This is a genomic window from Falsochrobactrum shanghaiense (assembly GCF_003149535.1).
In the GTDB taxonomy this organism is placed as follows: domain Bacteria; phylum Pseudomonadota; class Alphaproteobacteria; order Rhizobiales; family Rhizobiaceae; genus Brucella; species Brucella shanghaiense.
The window spans coordinates 495,356-519,433 of record NZ_QGDB01000002.1 but is presented as its reverse complement, the minus strand read 5'-3'; the positions used below and the strand labels follow the sequence as shown (position 1 = coordinate 519,433).

The window sequence follows — 24,078 nt, the reverse complement described above, 5'->3', positions numbered from 1 at the left end:
GATGGAATTCGATATTGTCACCCTGTCGCGATTGCAGTTTGCAATCACGGCGCTTTATCACTTCCTCTTCGTACCCCTCACATTGGGACTGTCCGTGCTGCTGGCCATCATGGAAACCGTTTATGTCATGACCGGTCGGCTCATCTGGCGCCAGATGACCAAATTCTGGGGTACGCTGTTCGGCATCAACTTCGTCATGGGGGTTGCAACCGGTGTCGTGATGGAATTCCAGTTCGGCATGAACTGGAGCTATTACAGCCATTATGTGGGCGATATTTTCGGAGCTCCGCTGGCGATCGAAGGATTGATGGCTTTCTTTCTTGAAGCCACCTTTGTCGGCCTGTTCTTTTTCGGTTGGGACCGTCTTTCCAAGGTTGGGCATCTGATGGCGACCTATGCGGTCGCCGCCGGTTCCAATTTTTCGGCGCTGTGGATTCTGATCGCCAATGGCTGGATGCAGAATCCGGTCGGTTCGGCTTTCAATCCTGAAACGATGCGCATGGAAATCACCGATTTCTTCGCGGTCCTGACAAATCCCGTCGCGCAGGCAAAATTCGTTCATACGGTTTCAGCCGGCTATGCGACCGCCTCCATCTTCGTGCTCGGTATTTCAGCCTGGTATTTGCTCAAAGGGCGTTCGGTAGAACTTGCCAAGCGCTCGCTGACGGTCGCCGCCTCTTTCGGTCTTGCCGCGTCTTTATCGGTGGTGGTTCTGGGCGATGAAAGCGGCTATCTCGCCAATGAGCATCAGAAGATGAAGCTTGCCGCGATTGAAGCCATGTGGGAAACCGAACCTGCGCCCGCTTCCTTCACCGCAATTGGCTTCCCCGATCAGGAGGCGCGTGAAACGCATTTCGCTGTCCGCATTCCGTGGGTTATGGGCCTGATCGGTACGCGCTCGCTGACCACACCCATTCCCGGTATCGATGAACTCGTCCAGAATGCCGAAGGCCATATCCGTAAAGGCATTCTTGCTTATGACGCCTTGCAGAAAATTCGCGCAGAAGGCGATACGAGCGCTATTGCGCAGGACGTCAAGGATGTTTTTGCGGATAACAGCCAGTGGATGGGCTATGCGCTGCTGCTCAAGCGTTATGTGGATGATCCCCGAGAGGCAACAGACGCGCAGATAAAGCAGGCTGCAAGCGACACGGTTCCGGGTGTGCTGCCATTGTTCTGGGCCTTCCGCATCATGGTCGCCATCGGCTTTTTCCTGATCCTGCTTACGGCGACTTTCTTCGTCCTGTCGGCCATGCGAAGGCTCGACCGCTATCCGTTCCTGCTTAAAGTCGCCGTGTTTGCCATCCCGCTGCCGTGGATTGCTGCGGAAATGGGATGGATTGTCGCCGAATATGGCCGTCAGCCATGGGTTATCGAAGGAATTCTGCCGACGGCGGTGGCAGTCTCCAATCTGGGCGCTTCAACGGTCCTGTTCACGATCATTGGCTTCGTGGCCATCTATACGGTCCTGTTCATCATCGAAATGGGCTTGATGCTGCGCGCTATCAAGGCCGGGCCTGAACCGGACAGCAAACCGGAGGCGACGCTCGCGCCTGCCACCATCGCACCTGCGGAGTAAAGATCATGATACTCAGCGAATTGTTAGATTATGAAACCCTTCGCATCATCTGGTGGCTGCTCATTGGGGTGTTGCTGATTGCATTCGCCGTAATGGACGGTTTTGATCTCGGCGCCAGCATGCTCCTGCCATTTATCGGCAAAAGCGATATGGACCGGCGCGTCATCATCAATACGATGGGACCCGTATGGGAGGGCAATCAGGTCTGGCTGATTGTGGCCGGGGCTTCGATTTTTGCCGCCTGGCCGATGATTTATGCCGTGTCCTTTTCCGGCTTTTATCTGGCGATGTTCATTATTCTCTTCGCCCTGATATTGCGTCCCGTCGCTTTCAAGTATCGCTCCAAACGCGATAGCGAAGCCTGGCGTTCAGGCTGGGACCGGGCCTTGTTCATCGGCGGTTTTGTGCCGACGCTGATCTTTGGTGTCGCCGTGGGCAATGCATTTCAGGGCGTTCCATTCCGTCTCAATCAGGATTTGCAGATATTTTATGAGGGATCATTCCTTGGCCTGCTCAATCCGTTCGCGCTTCTTTGCGGCGTCTTGTCGGTCGCTATGCTGCTTATGCACGGTTCCTCATGGCTGGTGCTGAAAACCTCCGGCCAGATACAGGCACGGGCCAGAGCCTGCGGCTATATCTCGGCAATTGCCACGGTGGTAATCTATGCGCTCGCCGGTGTGGCAAGCTGGTTATGGATTTCGGGTTATCGCATTACCAGCCCGATCGTCACTGACGGCCCGTCGAACCCGCTGCGAAAAACTGTCGAACTGGATCACAATGCGTGGTTTGCCAATTTCGCGAACCATCCGTGGCTGCTGATTGCGCCCGCACTTGGCATTCTGGGGGCGCTTGCGGTGGTCATTGCGCTGCGCAGCGGACGTCAACTCGCACCGCTTCTGTTTGGCAAGCTGTCGATCTTCGGCATTATTTCATCGGTCGGCGTATCGATGTTCCCGTTTATCCTGCCATCGACCGTCGATCCGAAGATGAGCCTGACGGTATGGGATTCATCGTCAAGCCATCTCACCTTGTTCATCATGCTGGTGGTGTGTGCGATCTTCCTGCCGATTATCGTCGTCTATACGTCATGGGTCTACAAGGTTTTATGGGGCAAGGTCGAAAAGGACATGATCGAAGATGAAAGCAACCATGCTTATTAAAGCATTGCCAGCAAAAGTGTGAAACGGTTTTGCGTCCGGCAATGCGACAATAAATAGCCAGTCATTGCCAGCAAAAGTGTGAAACGGTTTTGCGTCCGGCAATGCGGCAATAAACGGCCAGCCATTGCCAGCAAAAGTGTGAAACGGTCTTGCATCCGGAAAGGAGAGTAAAATGTGGTATTTTGCCTGGTTGCTCGGTCTGCCTCTGGCTGTGGCTTTCGCAGTCCTCAATGCCATGTGGTATGAACTGATGGATGATCGGGCGCGCAAGCGTCTTTCAGAAGATCCGACAGCCGCGATGGCACGTATGGGCAATGAAAATCATTGATATTGACGCTTCAGACGTAATCCGCAGCCTCCGCTTTACGCGGCATGGATACGGTCTTCATCGCAAGCTGCACAGCGCCGCTCAGGCCGTCCGCTGCCGGTTCGACCAATAGCGCCTTCTGGGAAGGCGGCAGATATTCGGCATAGAGCCTGGCCATGCCGCCCAGCAGGCTTATGCGTTCGGCGCCTTGCGCGATCAGCATATCGAGCGTTTTGCCGACATGGGCGGCAGAGCGCTCAAGCAGCATGAGCGCCGTCGTGTCGCCCCGGCTGGCATATTCGAAAATGCGCGGCGCATATTTCCCATAATCTCCCGGCGCGGCCTTGCGGCCAAACTCCACCAGATTGTCGGGATTGTTGTCGAACTCTTGCAGGATTGCACTGGTCAGCGAAGAGCCTGAATGAATGCCGTCATGCACTAGAAGACATTCTTCCAGGAGGCTCTGGCCGAGCCGGGCACCGCTGCCCAGATCACTTAAAGGAAAGCCCCATCCGCCAACGAAACGGATTTTTCCTTGCCTGCGGATGATATAGGCAGTGCCGGTTCCCAGAATAACGACGACACCGTCCTGATCGCCCAAAGCGCCCTGAAGCGCAATGAGGCCATCAGATTCCACACGCGTATGCGCAAAGGGCATGGCCTGTGCAATTGCCATGCCTGAACCTGCGACATTGGCACCAGCCAGACCAAGAAAAGCATGGCTTCGTGCATAAATCGCTTCATCCAGCCCCGCTTGCGCCACTGCGCTGCCGATTGCCGTTTGCACATTGATCAGCGCGCGTTGCGGATCGGTGACAATATTTGCCGGACCGCCGCTTCCCTGACCAAGAACATTGCCGTCCGCATCCGCTATCACGGCACGGCAACCGGTGCCGCCGCCATCCACACCGATAAAGAATTCCGCCATCAGGCCACTCCGGATTCGCTATTTGCCATAGCATTAGAACAGGCGACGAAAACTGTGAAACGGTTTTCGGCAGAGAAACAGACAGTTAGAGCATTTTCGGCGCAAGCGTGCAGCGTCCATGCTGAAGTTCCCTGTGTGAATTGCCGATCGATCCCTGTACCCGGATATGAAATTCTGACGGAATGGTACTTTCTGGTACGATTTAAAATGAAACAATATTTCTTTATGAGCAGGTGTTTTATTGCAAATATTTTCGTTTTAAAACAATTATATAGGCTACAGAGCTATAGCTGATCGCTTTCTCATTGATGAATGACCGAACCAAAGGAATTATATTTTCTATAATTTTGAAGAATATTCTTGCTTTATTTTGAAAGCCGATCCACCCTTGTAACAAGTGGAGCCGGAGGAGGAGCTGCCGGGGGAGGGATATCCATCGCGCCCTTACCGTCTGTCTGGTCCTTTTATTCGGTCAGTGAGGCCGGTTTATGAGGTTTGTCCGCATGAGCGATGATGTCGTACTTTCCCTGCATGTTCCCGAACCGGAGTGGCGGCCCGGAGACGCGCCCGATTTCTCTCATGTCAAGATTCCACGCGCGGGCACCGTGCGCCGACCCGAAATCGATGAAAAGCCGGAAGCCATGCGCGATCTGGCCTTCAGCATCATTCGCGTGCTCAACCGCGATGGGGAGGCCGTCGGCCCCTGGGCTGGCACGCTGAGCGATGATGAATTGAAGGAAGGGCTTCGCCATATGATGATCCTGCGCGCCTATGATGCGCGTATGATGATGGCGCAGCGGCAGGGCAAGACCTCGTTCTATATGCAGCATCTGGGCGAAGAAGCGGTGAGTTGCGCTTTTCGCAAGGCGCTTCGTAAGGGTGACATGAATTTTCCGACCTATCGTCAGGCGGGGCTGCTGATCGCAGATGATTATCCGCTCGTCACCATGATGAACCAGATTTTTTCCAATGAGCACGACCCGCTGAAGGGACGTCAGCTGCCTGTAATGTATTCATCCAAGGAGCATGGGTTCTTCACGATCTCCGGCAATCTGGCCACGCAATATACGCAGGCCGTGGGCTGGGCCATGGCCTCGGCAATCAGCCACGACACGAAGATTGCCGCCGCATGGATCGGTGATGGATCGACCGCCGAAAGCGACTTTCACGCGGCACTTGTCTTTGCCTCCACATATAAAGCGCCGGTGGTGATGAACATCGTCAACAATCAATGGGCTATTTCGACTTTTCAGGGCATTGCGCGCGGCGGCTCCGGCACATTTGCCGCGCGCGGCCACGGCTTTGGCATTCCGTCGCTGCGTGTCGATGGCAATGATTATCTGGCCGTCCATGCGGTTGCGAAATGGGCCGTGGAGCGCGCCCGCCGCAATCTTGGTCCGACCATTATTGAATATGTGACCTATCGCGCAGGCGGTCACTCCACATCGGATGACCCTTCCGCCTATCGCCCCAAGGCGGAAAGCGATGCATGGCCGCTGGGCGATCCGGTGCTGCGATTGAAAAACCATCTGATCCTGCGCGGTCAATGGAGCGACGAACGTCACAAGCAGGCGGAAGCGGAAGTGATGGACCTTGTCGTCACAGCCCAACGCGAGGCGGAGGCCATTGGCACATTGCATGACGGGCGCAAGCCTTCGATGCGCGATATGTTCGAGGATGTCTATGCCGAGACGCCGCCGCATCTCATCCGCCAGCGTCAGGAAGCGGGGTTCTGAGCAATGAGCAGAATGACGATGATCGAGGCTATCCAGAGCGCGCATGATATTGCCATGGAGCGCGACCAGAAAGTGATCGTGTTTGGCGAAGATGTCGGCTATTTCGGCGGTGTATTCCGCTGCACGGCGGGACTGCAAAAGAAATATGGCAAGGAGCGCTGTTTCGACACGCCGATCAGCGAACTTGGAATCATCGGCACTGCCATCGGCATGGCCGCCTATGGTCTCAGGCCCTGCGTGGAAATCCAGTTTGCCGATTATGTCTATCCAGCTTACGATCAGATCGTATCGGAAGCGGCGCGCCTGCGTTATCGCTCCGCGGGTGAATTCACCTGTCCCATCGTCATTCGCATGCCATCGGGCGGCGGTATCTATGGCGGACAGACCCATAGCCAAAGCCCGGAAGCGCTTTTCACCCATGTTTCCGGATTGAAAACGGTGATGCCCTCCACACCTGCCGACGCGAAGGGCCTGCTTCTGGCTGCAATCGAGGATGCCGATCCGGTTATCATGTTCGAGCCGAAACGGCTTTATAACGGTCCCTTCGACGGGCACCATGACCGACCGGTTACATCATGGAAAAAGCATGAGCTGGGTGAGGTGCCGGAGGGGTATTATACGGTACCGCTTGGCAAGGCCGCCATTCGCCGCGAAGGCAGCGCCGTCACGGTGCTGGCCTATGGAACCATGGTCCATGTGGCGCTGGCAGCGGCGGAGGAAGTTGCCATCGATGCCGAAATCATCGATCTGCGCACACTTCTGCCGCTCGATACCGAAACCATCATGGCCTCCATCCGCAAGACCGGGCGCTGCGTGATCGTGCATGAAGCAACACTGACCTGCGGATATGGTGCGGAACTGGCGGCTCTGGTGCAGCGTGATTGCTTTTACCATCTCGAAGCCCCGATCCTTCGGGTGACGGGTTGGGATACGCCCTATCCCCATGCACAGGAATGGGCCTATTTCCCCGGTCCGCAGCGCGTGGGCCGGGCGCTCATATCGATTATGGAAGCCTGAGGGGGAGGGCGATATGGCCGAGTTCTCGATTAAACTCCCCGATGTCGGTGAAGGGGTTGCGGAAGCCGAACTGGTCGAGTGGCATGTGAAGCCGGGCGACATCGTGCGCGAGGATGATCTGCTCGCAGCCGTCATGACGGACAAGGCGACGGTGGAAATTCCTTCGTCGCGCGCGGGGACTGTGGTGGCGATCAATGGCGAAATCGGCGATAAAATCGCGGTTGGGTCCGAACTGGTGAGGTTGCAAATCGAGAGCGGGGCGGTTGAAACCAAACAGGTGCCGCCTCCGCAGAAGATCGAAGCGCAGGAAGCAGAAGCCGCAGAGGCTCCGGTTTTGCTGCAAACGCCCGTCCCGCACAAACACATTGCTCCAAAACAGGAAAACACAGTCCGCTCCTTTGCCGGTGCTGGCCCGGTGCGTCTGGAAGGGGAGAGGCCGCTGGCTACCCCCTCGGTACGGCTGAGGGCGCGCGAAGCAGGCGTCGATTTACGCCGTGTGCCCGGCACAGGCCCTGCAGGGCGCATCACCCATGAAGATCTGGATGCCTATTTCCAATCCTATGAGCCGGGAGCGCAGCCCCTATCGGGCTATGCAGCGGATACTTCGGTCAATGAAATCAAGGTCGTGGGTCTGCGCCGCAAGATCGCCGAGCGCATGGCCGAAGCCAAGCGGCATATTCCGCATATAACCATCGTCGAAGAAGTGGACGTCACCGATCTTGAACGCCTGCGCACCGGTCTTAATGACGAGAAAAAAGAGGGGCACCCACGCCTGACTCTGTTGCCCTTCATCATTCGCGCCATTGTCAAGGCGGTGAAGGAACAGCCGGGCCTGAATGCCCATTTCGATGATGAGGCGGATATTATCCGCCAGTTTGGCGGTGTCCATGTCGGCATTGCAACGCAGACACCCAATGGGCTGATCGTGCCGGTCGTTCGTCACGCCGAAAGCATGAATATTTTTGCTGTAGCCAGCGAGCTTGCCCGCGTGACGCAATCGGCGCGCGACGGCACGGCAAAGCGTGACGAGCTGTCAGGCTCGACCATCACGATCACATCGCTGGGACCGCTTGGGGCAATCGCCACGACACCTATCATCAACCGCCCGGAAGTAGCGATTATCGGTGTCAATAAAATCGCCATACGTCCCATGTGGGACGGTACGCAATTTGTACCGCGCAAGATGATGAACCTTTCGTGCAGTTTTGATCATCGGGTCATCGACGGCTGGGATGCTGCGGTTTTCGTACAGAAACTGAAAAAACTGGCCGAAACGCCTGCAATGATCTTCGTGGAAGGCTGATGCGATGAGCGAGATTTCGTGCAAACTTCTGATCATCGGCGGCGGGCCGGGCGGGTATGTCTGCGGCATTCGCGCTGGCCAACTCGGCATCGATACCGTTCTGGTGGAAAAGAAGCGGCTGGGCGGAACCTGCCTGAATATCGGCTGCATTCCTTCCAAGGCGCTGATCCATGCGGCGGATGAATTCCATCGGTTGACTGTTTTTGCCGGCAAGGGTGAATTCGGCATAAAAGCCCAAAATCCGTCGATCGATTTCCCAAGGACGATGGAATGGAAGGACGGCATCGTCAATCGCCTTAACGGGGGAGTGGCAGCACTTCTGAAAAAAGCGCATGTCCGGATGTTTCAGGGACAGGCACGTTTTCTCGACGGTAAAACCGTGCTGGTTGAAACCGACACAGGGCGGCAGACTGTTCATGCGGAAAATATTGTCATCGCCACCGGTTCCGTGCCGGTGGAAATTGAGGCATTGCCCTTTGGCGGGAAGGTTATTTCATCGGCGGAGGCGCTCTCGCTGGAAAAAATACCGCAGCGGCTGGCCATTATAGGCGGCGGATATATCGGTCTGGAAATCGGCACGGCTTTTGCCAAGCTTGGTGCGAAAGTTACAATTGTCGAGGCTGCGGAGCGCATTCTGCCGCAATATGAAGCTGAGCTTACCCGCCCGGTGATGATGCGGCTTGAGCAGCTTGGCATTGACGTTCTCACGGGCACCTCTGCCAAAGGTCTGTCTGAAGACGGTCAGGCACTGGAAATCCGGACAACGGATGACGTCATCCAGCGGATAGAGGCCGACAAGGTTCTTGTGACCGTTGGGCGCAAGCCGCAGACGGATGGCTGGGGTCTTAGCGAAATCCGGCTGGATATGGATGGTCGTTTCATCCGCATCGATGATCGCTGCCGTACATCCATGCGCGGTGTCTTTGCCATTGGCGATGTCACCGGCGAACCCATGCTGGCGCATCGCGCCATGGCGCAAGGCGAAATGGTGGCCGAGATTATCGCAGGCGGCAAACAGATATGGGACAAGCAATGCATTCCCGCTGTCTGTTTCACCGATCCCGAGATCGTCACGGTTGGATTGACAGCGGATGAAGCGCGCAAATCCGGCATCAGCATCCAGACGGCTGTTTTTCCGTTTCAGGCCAGCGGTCGCGCCATGACCCTCAAGCGTGAAGATGGCATGATCCGGGTGGTTGCACGGTCCGACAACCATGTTCTTCTTGGTGTTCAGGCCGTGGGCGCGGGCATTTCCGAACTCTCATCTGCCTTTGCGCAGGCGATCGAAATGGGTGCAAGGCTGGAGGATATTGCCGGAACCATTCATGCTCATCCGACGCTGAGCGAAGGTTTCGCCGAAGCCTGTATGAAGGCGCTCGGCCACGCACTGCATATTTAACTTTTCAGCTTGCGCTCGTGCCGCCAGATAAAAATGGCGGCGCCGACAACCATGGCCGCAAGTGCAAACCAGGTTATGGCATAAGACAGGTGGTGGTTACGGAAGGTTACGACCGTCAGGCCGCCGATGAGAACCTTGTCGGGGTCGGGGTTTGCGTCTGCATCGATGAAATAGGGGGCGACGTGGCCCAGATTTTTTCTGGCTGCAAATGCCACGACATCGCGGGAGTTCCAGTCGTCACGCTCAGGATCATTGGGGCGAAGAAAGAAGCCCTCCGGTTCCGGCATGCGCAACAAGCCCGTCACCGTAGTTTCGCCTGAAATCTGCGTGTCGGGCCGCGATGCGGGATCGACCTTCTCTTTTGGCACAAAGCCGCGATTGATGAAGGTGAGTGTTCCATCGGATGAGCGCATGGGCACCAGCAGCCAATAGCCCGCCCCGCGCTCGGTCAGGGCGTGGACAAGCACTTCCTTGTCGTTGAGATAAGTGCCGGTAAGGGTAACGCGCCTGTATTCATCGTCGGCCCTGTTGACATTGGCCCAGTTGTCCCGGCCCGGTGCTGCCACAGGCTCCGCATTCACGCGCTCATCGACGCGCGCGATCAAATCAAGCTTCCACTGCAAGCGCTCGACCTGCCAGATTCCCAGACCAGCAAACAGTGCGAACAAAAAAGCTCCCAGAATCGCCATGAAAACGAGAAGCGTTCTGGAAGGTTTTGCTTGCAAGTCTCCGTTACTTTCGGCGGGGATGGGCATGGTATATTCCGATCGTTGGGGGCGACCGCCTTCCCATACCCCAGATGCCGTTTTTTAAAAAGTCTGCGTCGCACAAAAGAACGTGTTCGTGTGCTTTGCCGTATATGCCAGACAAACCGGCCTGCGCTTATTATGCGTATTTATGCGCCCTGCGCCGACGGTGCGAATAACCGCCTTTTGACAGTCTCAGCACATTGCATACCTGTGTCCGATCCTCGGAAGGTTTCGGCATTTGTGATTGTACGTTTTGCAATATTTGCGGTGTCACTGGCCGGTCCTTGCCAGTAGGCCCGATTATAATGCTTTTCATCGATCATTCTCCCTATTTCGGGCAGGGCACAGCTTCGGGTTGCGCCCGCCAATGCGTCAAGAATGTGCGAATAAACAAATTATTAACCAAAACTGGCAGCTTGACAAGCATCTAAAGCATGTCGCCCGAAAGTGGGAACCGGTTTCGGGATAACGACATGTGTAAAAACAACAACTTAAAGCGTAAGGAGCGTATCTGAAAGATCGCGACACGCTTTAGCAAGCAGGCGTCATAAGTGGCTGGATATGTTTGATAAAAAGCCGGGGCCTTTTGAATGCCCCGGCTGGAGAAACGGTTTAGTCCCTCTATCCTTCGATCATCAGTCGCGATTGCCAGTCAGGATTTCGCGTTTGCCGACATGGTTGGCGGGGCCGACAAGCCCTTCCTGCTCCATGCGCTCGACGAGTGAAGCCGCGCGATTATAGCCGATGCCAAGACGACGCTGGATGTAAGAAGTGGAGCATTTCTTGTCGCGCATCACCACTTTTACAGCCTGCTCATAGAGATCGTCGCCATCTTCGGAGCCGACCGCGCTATTGTCGAATACGGCGGTATCCACGGCTGCGTCTTCGTCTTCCTCGTCCTCGGTGACGGTCGCCAGATAATCGGGCCGACCCTGATCTTTCAGGTGATCGACGACTTTTTCCACTTCCTCGTCGGAGACGAAGGGGCCATGCACGCGCACGATGCGCCCGCCGCCTGCCATGTGGAGCATATCGCCCTGTCCAAGAAGCTGCTCCGCACCCATTTCGCCGAGGATTGTGCGGCTGTCGATCTTGGACGTGACCTGGAATGAAATCCGGGTCGGGAAATTTGCCTTGATCGTGCCGGTAATGACATCGACCGACGGGCGCTGCGTCGCCATGATAAGATGGATACCGGCAGCGCGCGCCATTTGCGCCAGACGCTGCACTGCACCTTCGATGTCCTTGCCTGCGACCATCATCAGGTCGGCCATCTCATCGATGATGACCACGATATAGGGCATTGGCGTCAGGTCGAGTTCTTCCTGAACATAGGTCGGCTCACCCGTTTCCTTGTCAAAGCCGGACTGCACAGTGCACATCACCGTTTCGCCCTTGCCCATGGCGGAGGAAGCGCGCTGATTGAAGCCCTCTATGTTTCGCACACCCAGACGAGCCATCTTGCGATAGCGGTCTTCCATTTCGCGCACGGCCCATTTGAGCGCTACAACAGCTTTCTTGGGGTCGGTCACAACCGGGGTCAGAAGATGCGGGATACCGTCATAGATCGACAGTTCCAGCATTTTGGGGTCCACCATGATCAGGCGGCATTCTTCCGGCTTGAAGCGGTAGAGCAGCGAAAGGATCATGGTGTTGATGGCCACCGACTTGCCCGAACCCGTGGTGCCCGCCACCAGCAGGTGAGGCATCTTGGCAAGTTCAGCGATGATCGGCTCGCCGCCGATCCCCTTGCCGAGGCAAAGCGGCAGGCGATAATTCGAGGATTCGAATGCCCGCGATTCGATCATTTCGCGCAAATAAACCGTTTCGCGATTGGCATTGGGCAATTCGATGCCGATGACATTGCGTCCCGGAACCACTGCCACGCGTGCCGAAAGCGCCGACATGGAGCGGGCAATATCATCTGCCAGACCAATGACGCGTGAGGATTTCACGCCGGGCGCAGGCTCGAACTCGTATAATGTGACGACAGGGCCGGGGCGAACATGGATGATTTCGCCACGCACGCCGAAGTCTTCCAGAACGCTTTCGAGCAGACCGGCGCTGCGTTCCAGCATTTCCTGCGTGATGATATTTCCTTCGAGCGACGGCACTTCCTGAAGAAGATCGCGCGGCGGATATTCATAATCACCGGAAGTAACCACAGTCTCCACGCGGGGGAGGGGGCGCGGCTGATAAAGAGCGATGGAAGGCGCAGGCTTGGGCGGCGTGGAAACAGGGGCAGGTGCCGGAGTCGCAACAGATGCATTGTCTGCTACGGCGAGATTATCATCGCCCTCATCATGCTCCCCGGCATCGACAAGGCCCATGACCACGTCGTCATCGGTCGCTTCACCGGCGGCATCCGTAAAAGCCTCGGCTTTCTCAAATGCTGCATCGGCTGATGGCTTCTGTGCTGGCGGAATATCGGCTGCGGATGGCGCGGCTGAGACGGCCACTTCCTCAGCCTTCGGCTTGTTCCATTCAACCATACGAAACTGCGCGAGGATCGACTCCACCGATGGGGCGGGACGCTTCGGCTCCGTTGGCACTACAGCCGGTGCAGATGCCGGCACGGTCGGCAGATCGAAACCTTCCCAGAAAGCAAAATCCGACAGATAGGCAAAGGCTGAAAGAGCCGGATCGTCTGCTGTCGCCATCTCATCTTTCACTGGAGCGGCAGGTTGAGAAACTGTTTCCGGCGAAATTCTGGGCGTCACGGGCAGGACAGGGGGCTGAGGGGCCACCGGGCTGGGAGCCATATTCTGTGTTACGGTCTCCTGAAGAGCGGCGACAGCCATGGGCTGGGATTCTGCTGCCTTTACAGGATCAAGAGTTGACGCCTCGGCCTTGCGAACGCGCGCACTCTCATTAATGTCTGGCAGGTGCTCACCCCGACGCCGGGCCAGCTCCGCCTCCGGCGTGCGTGTGAAGCGTACATTTTCCCCCAGAGAAAAATGGACCTTCCACGCCGCATTGCTCGATGACAATGGGCTCGATGACAATGGCTCATTGTGCGGCTCATCCTGCTTGGGCTTCTGATCGGAAGCGGCCTGCCCACCGTTGTCATGTGCCAAGGAAAAATTATCTCTCAAATTACGCATGATACCTGAACCATCGATATGTCGCCCGAATGGCCTCAAGTAATAAAAAATGAAGGTTAACAACCCCCTTCCGAAACGCTTCAAAGACGATCTTTTTCCAATGGCAAGCCGATGGCCATCGCTGCTGGAAGCGGGGTGGCAAAAAATTAAACCCCTAATATATGTTGTAATTACAATATTTTATAGAGTAATAATAAAGTGTTTTATTAGAAATGGTGGCGTCGCTTGGCGGCAACCGCCCATTCTGCGGAGGGCTCTGTCCCGGCATCGGGGGGCGGAGCCGATTGCGGCAACCTTCTTCTTTTGGGCTTGAGCTGCGCAGATGGAGTTAAGCCCCGTTTCCTGCGTGCTTGAGCATCCGCACCCCCCCTCCAAAAAAAAGGCATGTCGATATGATTCCCGCTTCAGACTTGATCGAGGCGCGATCAAACGATTCGCCTTGATTGGTGTCTGCGACCGTCCGGCAGGGCTGAAATTGCGGTTTTGGGCAGGGTGGAACAGGGTACTTATGCTCAAATCGTTTAAAAGTCCCGAATCTGAGAAAACTTTCGTTGACAGATGGCTGCGGGAGGCGCAGCAAAGACCCCTAAATTTTATCCGGAAGCGGAAAAGGGGATGAAACCAGCATGAAGACGACTATCGAACAGACACTGGATCAGGCCGGGACGGGCCGTTTCCAGCGCAATCTTCTAGGCGTATTCGGCCTGGTCTGGGCTGCGGATGCCATGCAGGTTCTGGCAGTTGGTTTTACAGGTGCTGCGATTGCCAAGACCTTCGGCCTCACCATTGGCGAGGCCCTTCAGACCGGTACATTATTCTTCCTGGGCATGCTGATTGGGGCGGCATTTTTCGGACGGCTCGCTGATCGCTATGGGCGGCGCAATGTGCTGTTGATCACGGTTGCCTGTGATGCCGTATTCGGGCTTCTTTCCGCTTTCGCGCCAAGTTTCGGCATACTTTTGGGCCTGCGCTTTCTCACCGGTGTGGCCGTGGGCGGTACGTTGCCTGTCGATTACGCCATGATGGCGGAGTTTCTTCCCGCAAAGAACCGCGGTCGCTGGCTTGTCATGCTGGAAGGTTTCTGGGCGGTCGGCACGGTTGTCATCGCGCTTGCGGCATGGGCGACAAGCCTTGCAGGCGTGGAAGACGCATGGCGCTATATTTTCGTCGTTACGGCGGCCCCGGCGCTCATCGGCATCTGGCTGCGCCTCTGGATACCGGAATCGCCAATGCATCTGCTGAAATCGGGAAGGGCGGATGAAGCCAAGAAAGTGATGAACCGGGTACTGCGGAGCAATGGCAAGCCGGAACTGCCGCCCAAGGTCGTATTGGACGCCTCGGCCATGGTAACGGATGAAAAGCTCTTTTCGCCGAATTTGCGCCAGCGCACGGTGACGACACTGGCGATCTGGTTCCTCGTATCCGTGTCTTATTATGGTATCTTCACATGGATACCGGCCAAGCTTGCCAGTGAAGGCTTCGGCTTTGTGCGCGGCTACGGCTTTCTGGTTGTCGTTGCCCTTGCCCAGTTGCCGGGCTATGCTCTTGCTGCCTATGGCGTGGAGGCCTGGGGTCGCCGCAAGACGCTGATTGCATTCCTGTTCATCAGTGCCGCTGCCTGTGCGCTGTTCACGGTCGCAACCAGTTCCATTGTTGTCGGCAGCTCCATCCTGATCATGAGCTTTGCGCTGCTTGGTACATGGGGCGCACTCTATGCCTTTACGCCTGAACTCTATCCGACTGCCTTGCGTGGAAGCGGCATGGGTGCAGCCGGAGCCATGGCGCGGCTTGGCGGGCTGCTTGCACCATCTGCATTGGCAATCGTCGTCAGCCAGAGCTTTAACCTGGCCGTCGCACTCTTTGCCGGGCTGCTTGCACTTGCGGGTATCATCGCATTCTTCATCAATGTCGAAACACGCGATCAGGCCCTCAACTGATAAAACAAGGCCCTGAACTCACGAAAGTTCAGGGCCATTATTACGTAAAATCAATATATTATCTTATATTCCTCATATATTGCTTTCTAAACTGCCTTTCTGAATGTCAGATTGAGACGCAGGCTTCCCACCAGCGGGTGCTGCCCCTGTTTTAATGCCAGAATCCCATGATAGAAGAGGCGGGATGGACCACCCCATACGACGACGTCTCCGTGATGCAGGGCATATTTGCGGACAGGATCGGTGCGTTTCAAGCCGCCAAACTGAAAGCTCGCAGGCAGGCCGAGTGAAACCGATACGATCGGATTATTGAAGTCCTGTTCATCTTTATCCTGATGCAACGACATTTTCGTGCTGGGTTCATAGCGATTGATGAGACAGGCATCCGGCGAAAAATCCCGATAGCCTGCTTCTTGCGCTGCACGTTCTGCCAGCGCTTGCAATATGGGTGGCATTTGCGGCCATGGATCACCGGATTGCGGGTCTACTGGACTATAGCGATAGCCGTGACGATCCGTGACCCAGCCAAAAGCACCGCAATTGGTCATTGCCACGGACATGCGAAAACCGCCAGGCGTATTCATATGCCGGAATGGTGCGGCCTCGACGACCTGTTCTATGGCATGGAGAATGGCCGCTTCATCTGCGAGCGCAAAGCCATGCATAAGAATGGCGCCATCCGCCAGCGCTTCATGCGTCTCAAGTTCGGAAAACAAATCTTTCATAGGCTGAGTTTAGCATAATAAAGCGGAATGAAATCCTTCAAAGCGTGAGGCGAAAGCTTGCCTCCGGCTTTTTCCAACGGCTTATCTAGCCAGCCAACCACGGATTTAACTCCAGTATCTGCGATCAGAACAGTAGTTCCATAAGATAGATTATGTGATCCATGTATAGAGCCGGAGTAGACACAACTGGAGGCCGCGCCTCTCCCGGACTGCAATGGTGAAGGAAACTTTCCTTCCCTATGGACGTTTGGAAATGGATACACTGCGGACGGCAAAACACCCTGACCCCCGCGGCTTCAATCCGGTCCAGCTTTGACGAACCGCTCATCCGAGGAGGTTCTTATGCCCGATTTCGAATATGCACGCGCACAAATGGTCGAAACTCAACTGATCCAGCGCGGCATTCATGACAAGCGCGTTCTGGATGCTATGGGCAAAGTGCCCAGAGAGCGGTTTGTCGATGCAGGCTGGGAAGAGTCGGCCTATGAAGATTCACCCCTTCCGATCGCGCAAGGACAAACCATCTCACAGCCTTATATCGTGGCGCTCATGCTTGAGGCTGCTGAACTGATGCCCGCTGCTCGCATATTGGAAGTGGGAACCGGTTCCGGATATGCGGCGGCTGTCATGGCACAAATGGTTCAGCGCCTCTTTTCCATCGAACGGCATGCTTCTCTTGGAAATGCTGCCCGATTGCGCTTGAAAGAGCTTGGTTGCGAAAATGTCGAATTGCGTATTGGCGACGGCAGCAAGGGCTGGCCTGAACAGGCTCCTTTCGATGCCATTATTGTTGCAGCAGGCAGCACGGATATTCCGCCTGAATTCTACAAGCAGCTCGCAATTGGCGGTAATCTGATTATTCCTGTCGGTCCGAACAGGCGTTTGCAGCGCTTGCTGCGAATCCGGCGGCGAGCCGCTAACGAATTCGAAGAGCAAGACCTTGGAAGCGTCATGTTCGTTCCGCTTGTTGCAAGCAAGGAGTAACGCGGGAAATCATCCTCGCGGAATCTCGTTCTCGTGATTGACAGTCGTTGCAGGCAAATTCGCGAGCTGATCGAGATAGTGATTGCACCAGTCGAAGACATCGTTTTTCCTGACCGCTTCGGCCATGGCTGCATAACGTTCGCGTTTCTGCTCAAGGGGCATGGACACTGCACGCCCAATCGCGTCGGCGATGGTTTCCACATCATAGGGATTGACGAGAAGCGCCCCGCCCCCGAGTTCATGCGCCGCACCGGCAAAACGCGACAGCACGAGCACGCCGGGGTCCTCCGGGTCCTGAGCGGCCACATATTCCTTTGCAACGAGGTTCATTCCATCCCGCAGCGGCGTTACCAGACCTATCTTGGCCATTCGATAGATTGCTGCCAGCACATGATGGCTGAATGCCCGGTTGACATAACGCACGGGTGTCCAGTCGAGGCGGCCCAATGTTCCGTTAATGTGGCCCGCGACTTCATCGACTTCCCGCTGCAATGCCTCATATTCCGCCACGCCTGAACGGCTTTTCGGGGTGATCTGAAGAAAGGTTACACGCCCATGCCATGCCGGATTGTTTTCAAGAAAACGGTGAAAGCCGATCAACCGCTGTGGCAAGCCTTTCGTGTAATCCAGCCGGTCGACTCCGATGATCAGTTCCCGGCCCTCAAGCGATTGTCCGAACCGCCGGATCGTTGCGTTTTCGATTGTCGTCCTGGCCGAATGGGAAAATGCCCTCGCATCGATGCCAATGGGAAAGGCGCCGACCCGAAACTGCCGCTCTTGAGTGTAAAACAGGCCCGGTTGCTCCACTAAAGGGCGGGCTACTCCGCCACGCTTCAGGCAAAGCGCAAAATTCTCCGCATCGTCCTCTGTCTGAAAACCGATCAGGTCATGCGCGGTCATGGCGCGCAAAAGCATATCCTGAACCGGCAATGTGAGAAACACGTCCGGCGATGGCCAGGGAATATGCATGAAAAAGCCGATGCGGTTCGCAACGCCCATCTGGCGCAATTCGGCGGCGAGCGGGATGAGGTGATAATCGTGAATCCAGATGATGTCGTCCGGCTCGATCAGTGGCCGCAGGCGGCTGGCGAACAAGCGGTTGACACGCAGGTAGCCCGCCATATCGCGTCGTGCATAATCGGTCAGGTCGATGCGATAATGGCAGAGCGGCCAGAGCACCCTGTTGGCCAGACCTTCATAATATTCCGACAGGTCACGATCAGACAGGTCAGTCAGGGCATAGGAAATCTGCCCCTCCTGTCGGGTGGCCAGCGGTCCGGGATCGTCCTCCCCGCTTGATTGACCAGACCAGCCCATCCACACTCCACCGCGCGCCTGTAGCGCGGCGTGCATGGCTACGGCTAGGCCGCCCGCTGGCGGGCGCCCCGGATCGGGAACCCGGTTGGAAACGACGATAAGGCGGCTCACAGGACTTCCTCCCATGAACGAGATAGCGCCATTGCAGCGTTAATCAGCCCCACCATCGAATAAGTTTGCGGAAAATTGCCCCAGAGTTCGCCGCTTTCGACATGTACACCTTCCGAAAGCAGGCCAAGATGATTGCGATGCGAAAGGATGTCATGGAATATTTCGCGCGCTTCCGCTTGGCGACCGGTGCGAACCAGCGCGTCGATCAGCCAGAAGGTGCAGGCGGTAAAAGCCGTCTCCGGCGCACCAAAATCGTCGGGTGTACGATAGCGATAAAGATGATTGCCAAAGCGCAATGTCTTTTCGCAGGCCGCAACTGTCGCCAGAAAACGCGGGTCATCCGGCGCAACAAAGCCGGATTCGGCCATCAGGAGCAGGCTGGCATCCAGATCAGAGCCTTCGAAGACCGAAACGAACGTCCCCTTTGCGGAATTCCAGGCGCGCTCCAGAATTTCTGAGCGCATTTTTTGGGCGCTGGCAGCCCATCGCTCGGCAGAATCGGGAAAGTCGAGCCGTGTTGCTATGCGGGCCAGCCGGTCGCATGCGGCCCAGCACATCACCGCCGAATGTGTATGGACTCCATTGCGCAACCGAAATTCCCACAGGCCGGCATCCGGCTGGTCCCACCTCGCCTCCGCCTCCTCCCCCAACCGCTCCAGAAGGCGGAAGAGCGCCTCGCCGCCCATATCGGGCAGTCGTTCATCGAAAAAGCACTGGATCGCTGCAAGGATTACAGAGCCGTAGCCGTCGTTCTGCACCTGCGTCCACGCTGCATTGCCGCGCCTTACGGGACCGAAATTCCGATAGCCGGAAAGACCCTTTACAACATATTCGTCCAGTTGCCGCTCAAGCCCCAGTCCGAATAGCGGCTGCATGTAACCATCGGTTGATCCGGCTGCGAGGTTGGAGACATAGGCAAGATAGTTTTCCATGGTCAGCGTCGCGTTGAGGCTGTTCAGCGCCTTGACCGTGAAATAGGAATCCCGAAGCCAGCAGAAGCGATAATCCCATGTCCGCCCGCTTGCCTCATATTCGGGAATAGACGTGGTCAGTGCGGCAACGATGGCTCCGGTTTCTTCATTCGAGCAGAGCTTGAGGGTGATTGCTGCGCGAATGACCACATCCTGAAAATCCGCCGGAAGCGCGAGGCTGCGCACCCAGTCGAGCCAGTAATGGCGCGTTTCGCGCAGGAAGCGACGCGCAATACCCATCGGACTTTCTGTAAGCCGTTCATCGGGTCCGAGGACGAAAGCCAAGGGGCGATCGAGTATGAAGGGCGTTTCGCTCAACACATATTCGACTGGCGCATCGGTGGTTAAGCGCAGAACATGATCGCCAAGAATATAGCGGACATGGCTGGTTCCGCGTGTCGTTTCTGGAGGATATTCGCCATAGGCGCGGCGCGGGCGCAGCAAGACGGACAATCTGGGCGTGCCCGAAAGCGGCTCGACGATGCGAACCAGAGTGTATCCCCGAAATATTCGGCCTCCCATTTTAAACCGCGGCGCGAAATCGGTGATCTTTACCTGATTGCCTTCCGCATCGCTCAATATGGTTTCAAGGATCGCCGTATTGCGCATATAGCGTTGCTGGCTTGCTGCCTGCCCTGCCAATGAAAAGCGCCAGACCCCGTCATCGGGGTCTTCGGTCGGGGCCAGTAATCCGCAAAAAACCGGATCTGCGTCCATACGCGGAAAGCACATCCACGATACGCTCCCCTGCCGGTCGATCAGGGCTGCAAGTGCGGCATTGCCCACAACTCCCAGATCCAGTGACGGAGCGGGTCTTTGTGATGCCGAATCCGCATTCATTCCGTTAATCTCCTTATCCAGCGTCTCAAAATCTGCGGCGATGCGATTTGCGCCACGGCAGCACTTTGTGCGGCGTCCTGCAATGTTCCCACTCGCAGGCTCAATCCGCCCATCTTATTGGCGACGGCAAACATCCGCTCATCCGTATCGTCATCCCCTGTTGCGAAAGGCCGTCTGCCGTTGAAAGGTTCCATCCGCATGAAGGCGTGGATGGCCGCCCCCTTGTCGCTGCCGGACGGCTTGAGTTCGACAACGAACTTTCCCGGCTGCAAGGAGAAGCCCCTGCCCGCAAGATCATGGGCTTTCTCCATAACAAGCCGGACCTCTGCTTCCCGATCAGGCGCAAGACGATAGTGCAGTGCAAAAGCCCCGCCTTTATCTTCGAAAATTACGCCTGCAAGGCTGCTTGCAGCCCGCCTTGCAAATTCAAGAGCCTGCCGGAAATCTTCGGAAACTGTTATGGCGCTGCCGTCATCTAAACCGCCCTTCCCCGCCGCCAGCCTGATCTGCGCGCCGTGAAGGCCAGCCACGGAAAATCTGTGCGTGGGGAAAAGCTGGTCCACAAATTCCACCGACCTGCCCGTGACGATAGCAAGCGCACCCGCACATCGTTGCTCCAGTGCCTCAAGAGCGGCCTGCAATCCTTCTTCCGGCGCCACCGCATCGGGCAAGGATGCTATATCGAGCAGGGTTCCGTCGAGATCAAAGAAGAATGCCCAATCCGCAAGATCGGAAAAGTCGATCTGATCCACGTTTCCCAACGGACTTAAAAAGCGAATGCCGCTGGAAGAGATCATATCGATTTTTGTGGAATTAATAGCTGGTCCAGCCATTTCAGGATCATTCTGCTGCATGCATGAAAGGATATGGCATGCACTGAGAAATTCAACCGCTGACGGCAATATATGCGTCAGGCCTCTACCCTGTCACGGCCTGCGCGCTTTGCACGATAGAGCGCCTCATCGGAGTTGAGCAGCAGCCTCTCGAGCGTATAGTGCGACTTTGCCGCCTTTATGCCGATACTGACAGTTACTTCATAGGTAGCAGGAATGCCCGCGAAAGACGCGTCCCGGATAGTGGCCCGAATATCATTCGCCAATTGCGTTGCCGCGGCCAGATCGGTGCGCGGCGAGAGTACCGCAAACTCTTCCCCGCCCAATCGCGCGCATAAGGCAGCCGGACCAGCCACCCTTTTGATGATCTCGCCAATTCCCCTGATCACATTGTCACCGACGGGATGGCCATAGCTATCATTGACGCGTTTGAAATGATCAATATCGATGGCGAGAAGGCACAATGGCGCTTCCTGCGCATTCTGCATTAATCTTTCCGCTTGTTCCGTAAAGCCACGACGATTGAGGAGGCCGGTCATCGGATCCATCGCACGCTCGACTTCAAGCGTCGATACTTTGTCGCTCACCACGACTGCCAGTATGGCCAATGCAAAGGCGACGCCGAACACTGCAAGAGAAAATTGTAATATCAACCAAAATTGCGACTCGCTGAAAACGGCTGGTGTTTCAAGGAGGCTATTTGCAGTCAGCCCGGTCCGGATAAAGAACTGGCTGGTAAAAGCCAAAAGCAGCCAGAACAACATTTTTTCAGGCACACTTCCCCGGCGCAACATATGTAATTGCCAGAGTGTAAAAAGGAAGATCAGGCCGATCCCGAAATTCAGGATATAAATGCGAACGAACAGATTGCGCTCGACATAAAAATAATAGGCAATCCCTCCCACGACAAAGAACAGGGCCACGCAATAAAGCAGACCGCTTATTCGCTTGCCGCTGCGCCGGAGCAAACCATCGCAAAGCAGCAAGACACTGAGTGTATAAACAAAGGCGGAGACAAGCGCGTTGATGCCCTGATCGAAGGGAATCTTGAGCATTTGCGAGAGTGCGCCCAGACAAAACAAAAAGACGGCGACAGCAAAGAAAAGGAGATGCCTGCGCCTTTTATCGGACATCCAGAACGCAAGAAAATAAAGGGCAAAAACAAGCAATATGCTCGGCCCTATCAAAACAAGCGGATTAGAGGGAACGTCCATTTTCGTCCGATTTGAATAGCTGAGAGTCCGTCAGGTACGAGAAGTCGCTTCCCATTGGATATGTCTAAAATACAAAGCAAGGATATGGCAGAAAGGCAAGTGCTCTTCGACTTTATGATAATGGCTGCCTTTGCCCGCAGCATAATCGGCCTGAGCGCACAATCTGCTCTCTTCAGGCAAGGACCAATCCGGGGATGGCCGGAAAATAAAACCGTCCGGGCACAGTCACCAATTCTCTATGAGGCTTAGACGAAATACATGAGGACAATGGCTCCAATGACAACCAGAGCCAGCCCGGCTATCAACATCGGCAGAAGCGTGCTGCCCTTCGAATCTCCTCCACTTGCCGCATCCGGAGTGATGGTGATCTGCTCATCCTTTTCATCAGTAATACGCGCCATTTTTCAATTCCTTTCCCGCGCAAGGAAGGGATTTCTACCCTCATAATTGGCAAGAGTATACCTGCGCACGAAGCATTACAGCAAGGCGACAAATGGAATGGCCCTTTCTTGGTGCTGGCGGAAGCCGGGGGGAGTGTGGATTGTCATATGGCGCAGGCACGATGAATGGCAGGATTATTCAGGTCGTGGTGACGAACTAATATGAAGCCTTGAATAATAAGCAAGGAAATCAGCCTGATAGGCTGATTTCCTCATCTTTTGATCTATTGCTGGACAGATCAGGCCAAAAACCCTGCTATTTCTCGACGAGAATTATGCGGCCCAATCTTCAGGTGACGATTTGCCCTTATCGCAAGCGCTGCTGTCGTCCGCGCCGCCTTATCTCTCCCGGGGTCAGCTGGCGATATTTTCGCAATGCGGTTGTCAAATGGCTTTGGCTTGAAAAGCTTAACCGCGCCGCGATCTCGCTTATCGGCATATCGGTTTCGACCAGGCAGCGTTCTGCCTCGTCCAATCGCAGCTTCATCAGATATTGATGCGGGGTCTCACCGAAACTCTCACGAAAACAGGTTGCGAAATGTCCCGCCGATATGCCCAGCATGAGCGCCATCTCCGGCACGGAAACCGGGTTGCGAAAATTCGCCTTCAAATAGGCCTCTATTTGCCCACAGGCATAAGCGCTAAGGCCCGATTGCGTCCCGCCCATCGAGTGTGCAACCTGCGCATTGCGTAACAAAAGATTGACCAGAACCGATTGCAATGAGGCGAAATAATTGGAGTTTTCCTCTGCCCCCTCTCCCAGCTGCTCCAGAATGATTTCGCTGACCTGCAAACATTGTTTGCTGGAGAACCTGATGATACTCGCAGGTATTCTGGCAGATAAATCCGTCGTATCCTCTGTCTTGTCTATGGTCATCGACAGGAATTGCACTGCCTCTGGCCATGTTATGGCGACACCATGATCCGCCGGGATAAAGAAAACCGTTCCGGCGGGACAGCTTGCCGAATTGTCCAGACCGTCCGCACTTCGCCATCGCAAATTGCGAACGGGTTCAAGCAAAGTAAGAGCAAGCATTTTATCCGGTGCGTAAAAATCGATACCCACCGGTGTCAGGCCATAACGAAACGGTCCTTTCGACTGTATGGCATTCGTCACATCACGATCAGTTGCTTTTCCAATAAGCGGGCCAACAACGTTACTACTGCGGCTTTGCATCGTTAAAACCATCAATATCCCCCGATCCTCAAATCAAAATCAAAAATGAATTTCGGATGCTTACTTGCCCGCTCTGCGCTCCGACCGTCTTCTGTATCGATTCTTGACTGACTGGCATGCAGCTCAAAACAGACGCGCTCCATTGTCCAGACTACACAAAATAATCCTGATTGCAATTTATACGTGCATATATCTCCTGATACACCATAGCATCACATCAAATCTCCTACTTTTGCAAATCATTTGC

Annotated in this window: 20 protein-coding genes and 1 pseudogene; 10 read left to right on the top strand and 11 right to left on the bottom strand. The window is 55.5% G+C overall.

Features of this window, described 5'->3' with window-relative positions; translation table 11 throughout:
• Position 1: 1 nt before the first annotated feature.
• The 3 genes from DKP76_RS06280 to cydX all read left to right on the top strand — a co-directional run bounded on the left by DKP76_RS06280 (position 2) and on the right by cydX (position 3,067).
• The gene (locus tag DKP76_RS06280) at positions 2–1,579 is read left to right on the top strand and encodes a cytochrome ubiquinol oxidase subunit I (protein WP_109705582.1); all 1,578 of its coding nucleotides are present in this window, start codon (positions 2–4) and stop codon (positions 1,577–1,579) included.
• A 5-nt stretch (positions 1,580–1,584) separates the two neighbouring features.
• Positions 1,585–2,739, top strand: coding sequence for a cytochrome d ubiquinol oxidase subunit II (gene cydB / locus DKP76_RS06275; protein ID WP_109705581.1), 1,155 nt, complete (start codon positions 1,585–1,587; stop codon positions 2,737–2,739).
• Between the two features lie 172 nt (positions 2,740–2,911).
• Complete coding sequence (cydX, locus tag DKP76_RS06270; protein ID WP_109705580.1) at positions 2,912–3,067, top strand: cytochrome bd-I oxidase subunit CydX; 156 nt, start codon at positions 2,912–2,914, stop codon at positions 3,065–3,067.
• A gap of 10 nt (positions 3,068–3,077) precedes the next feature.
• On the opposite strand, the gene DKP76_RS06265 is transcribed toward cydX, so the two are convergent.
• A complete protein-coding gene (locus DKP76_RS06265; RefSeq protein ID WP_109705579.1) occupies positions 3,078–3,974 on the bottom strand; it encodes a glucosamine kinase nucleotide-binding domain-containing protein in 897 nt (298 codons plus the stop codon).
• A 503-nt stretch (positions 3,975–4,477) separates the two neighbouring features.
• On the opposite strand from DKP76_RS06265, the gene DKP76_RS06260 reads away from it, so the two are divergent.
• The 4 genes from DKP76_RS06260 to lpdA are packed head-to-tail and all read left to right on the top strand — an operon-like array spanning position 4,478 to position 9,429.
• The gene (locus DKP76_RS06260) at positions 4,478–5,710 is read left to right on the top strand and encodes a 3-methyl-2-oxobutanoate dehydrogenase (2-methylpropanoyl-transferring) subunit alpha (protein ID WP_109705578.1); all 1,233 of its coding nucleotides are present in this window, start codon (positions 4,478–4,480) and stop codon (positions 5,708–5,710) included.
• 3 nt (positions 5,711–5,713) lie between these two features.
• The gene (locus tag DKP76_RS06255) at positions 5,714–6,727 is read left to right on the top strand and encodes an alpha-ketoacid dehydrogenase subunit beta (protein WP_109705577.1); all 1,014 of its coding nucleotides are present in this window, start codon (positions 5,714–5,716) and stop codon (positions 6,725–6,727) included.
• Between the two features lie 13 nt (positions 6,728–6,740).
• On the top strand, positions 6,741–8,030 hold the full coding sequence (locus DKP76_RS06250) for a dihydrolipoamide acetyltransferase family protein (protein ID WP_109705576.1): 1,290 nt from the start codon (positions 6,741–6,743) through the stop codon (positions 8,028–8,030).
• A 4-nt stretch (positions 8,031–8,034) separates the two neighbouring features.
• The gene (gene lpdA, locus DKP76_RS06245) at positions 8,035–9,429 is read left to right on the top strand and encodes a dihydrolipoyl dehydrogenase (RefSeq protein ID WP_109705575.1); all 1,395 of its coding nucleotides are present in this window, start codon (positions 8,035–8,037) and stop codon (positions 9,427–9,429) included.
• Here lpdA and DKP76_RS06240 read toward each other — a convergent pair.
• The 3 genes and pseudogenes from DKP76_RS06240 to DKP76_RS06230 all read right to left on the bottom strand — a co-directional run.
• The gene (locus tag DKP76_RS06240) at positions 9,426–10,184 is read right to left on the bottom strand and encodes an SURF1 family protein (protein ID WP_109705574.1); all 759 of its coding nucleotides are present in this window, start codon (positions 10,182–10,184) and stop codon (positions 9,426–9,428) included. The two genes, lpdA and DKP76_RS06240, sit on opposite strands and share 4 nt — an antisense overlap.
• Before the next feature lie 130 nt (positions 10,185–10,314).
• Positions 10,315–10,494 (bottom strand): hypothetical protein, encoded by a 180-nt coding sequence (locus tag DKP76_RS06235; RefSeq protein WP_109705573.1) that lies wholly within the window; start codon positions 10,492–10,494, stop codon positions 10,315–10,317.
• 319 nt (positions 10,495–10,813) lie between these two features.
• A pseudogene (locus tag DKP76_RS06230) lies at positions 10,814–12,811 on the bottom strand (DNA translocase FtsK); the annotation flags it as partial.
• 1,097 nt (positions 12,812–13,908) lie between these two features.
• Here DKP76_RS06230 and DKP76_RS06225 point away from each other — a divergent pair.
• Positions 13,909–15,219, top strand: a complete 1,311-nt coding sequence (locus DKP76_RS06225; RefSeq protein ID WP_109705572.1) for an MFS transporter — start codon at positions 13,909–13,911, stop codon at positions 15,217–15,219.
• Between the two features lie 86 nt (positions 15,220–15,305).
• Here DKP76_RS06225 and alkB read toward each other — a convergent pair whose 3' ends face one another.
• On the bottom strand, positions 15,306–15,944 hold the full coding sequence (gene alkB / locus DKP76_RS06220; protein ID WP_109705571.1) for a DNA oxidative demethylase AlkB: 639 nt from the start codon (positions 15,942–15,944) through the stop codon (positions 15,306–15,308).
• Between the two features lie 342 nt (positions 15,945–16,286).
• On the opposite strand from alkB, the gene DKP76_RS06215 reads away from it, so the two are divergent.
• Complete coding sequence (locus DKP76_RS06215) at positions 16,287–16,928, top strand: protein-L-isoaspartate(D-aspartate) O-methyltransferase (RefSeq protein ID WP_109705570.1); 642 nt, start codon at positions 16,287–16,289, stop codon at positions 16,926–16,928.
• Between the two features lie 9 nt (positions 16,929–16,937).
• On the opposite strand, the gene otsA is transcribed toward DKP76_RS06215, so the two are convergent.
• From otsA to DKP76_RS19595, 4 genes are all read right to left on the bottom strand, one after another.
• Positions 16,938–18,356: an alpha,alpha-trehalose-phosphate synthase (UDP-forming) gene (gene otsA / locus DKP76_RS06210; RefSeq protein ID WP_109705569.1), complete on the bottom strand. Its 1,419-nt coding sequence runs from the start codon at positions 18,354–18,356 to the stop codon at positions 16,938–16,940.
• On the bottom strand, positions 18,353–20,167 hold the full coding sequence (locus tag DKP76_RS06205) for a glycoside hydrolase family 15 protein (RefSeq protein ID WP_109705568.1): 1,815 nt from the start codon (positions 20,165–20,167) through the stop codon (positions 18,353–18,355). Before DKP76_RS06205 ends, otsA begins: the two co-directional genes overlap by 4 nt.
• Positions 20,164–20,919, bottom strand: a complete 756-nt coding sequence (otsB, locus tag DKP76_RS06200) for a trehalose-phosphatase (RefSeq protein WP_158279421.1) — start codon at positions 20,917–20,919, stop codon at positions 20,164–20,166. Before otsB ends, DKP76_RS06205 begins: the two co-directional genes overlap by 4 nt.
• A 158-nt stretch (positions 20,920–21,077) precedes the next feature.
• A complete protein-coding gene (locus tag DKP76_RS19595; protein WP_245410157.1) occupies positions 21,078–21,587 on the bottom strand; it encodes a GGDEF domain-containing protein in 510 nt (169 codons plus the stop codon).
• A gap of 213 nt (positions 21,588–21,800) precedes the next feature.
• On the opposite strand from DKP76_RS19595, the gene DKP76_RS19590 reads away from it, so the two are divergent.
• Positions 21,801–22,229 carry a hypothetical protein gene (locus DKP76_RS19590; RefSeq protein WP_245410156.1) on the top strand — a complete coding sequence of 143 codons (429 nt, stop codon included), beginning with the start codon at positions 21,801–21,803 and terminating at the stop codon, positions 22,227–22,229.
• Between the two features lie 230 nt (positions 22,230–22,459).
• Here the strand turns inward: DKP76_RS19590 and DKP76_RS19335 are convergent, their stop codons facing one another.
• Entirely contained in the window at positions 22,460–22,615 is a 156-nt protein-coding gene (locus tag DKP76_RS19335) for a hypothetical protein (protein WP_199224759.1), read from the bottom strand.
• A gap of 346 nt (positions 22,616–22,961) precedes the next feature.
• On the bottom strand, positions 22,962–23,714 hold the full coding sequence (locus DKP76_RS06185; RefSeq protein ID WP_425349375.1) for an AraC family transcriptional regulator: 753 nt from the start codon (positions 23,712–23,714) through the stop codon (positions 22,962–22,964).
• Positions 23,715–24,078: the final 364 nt, after the last annotated feature.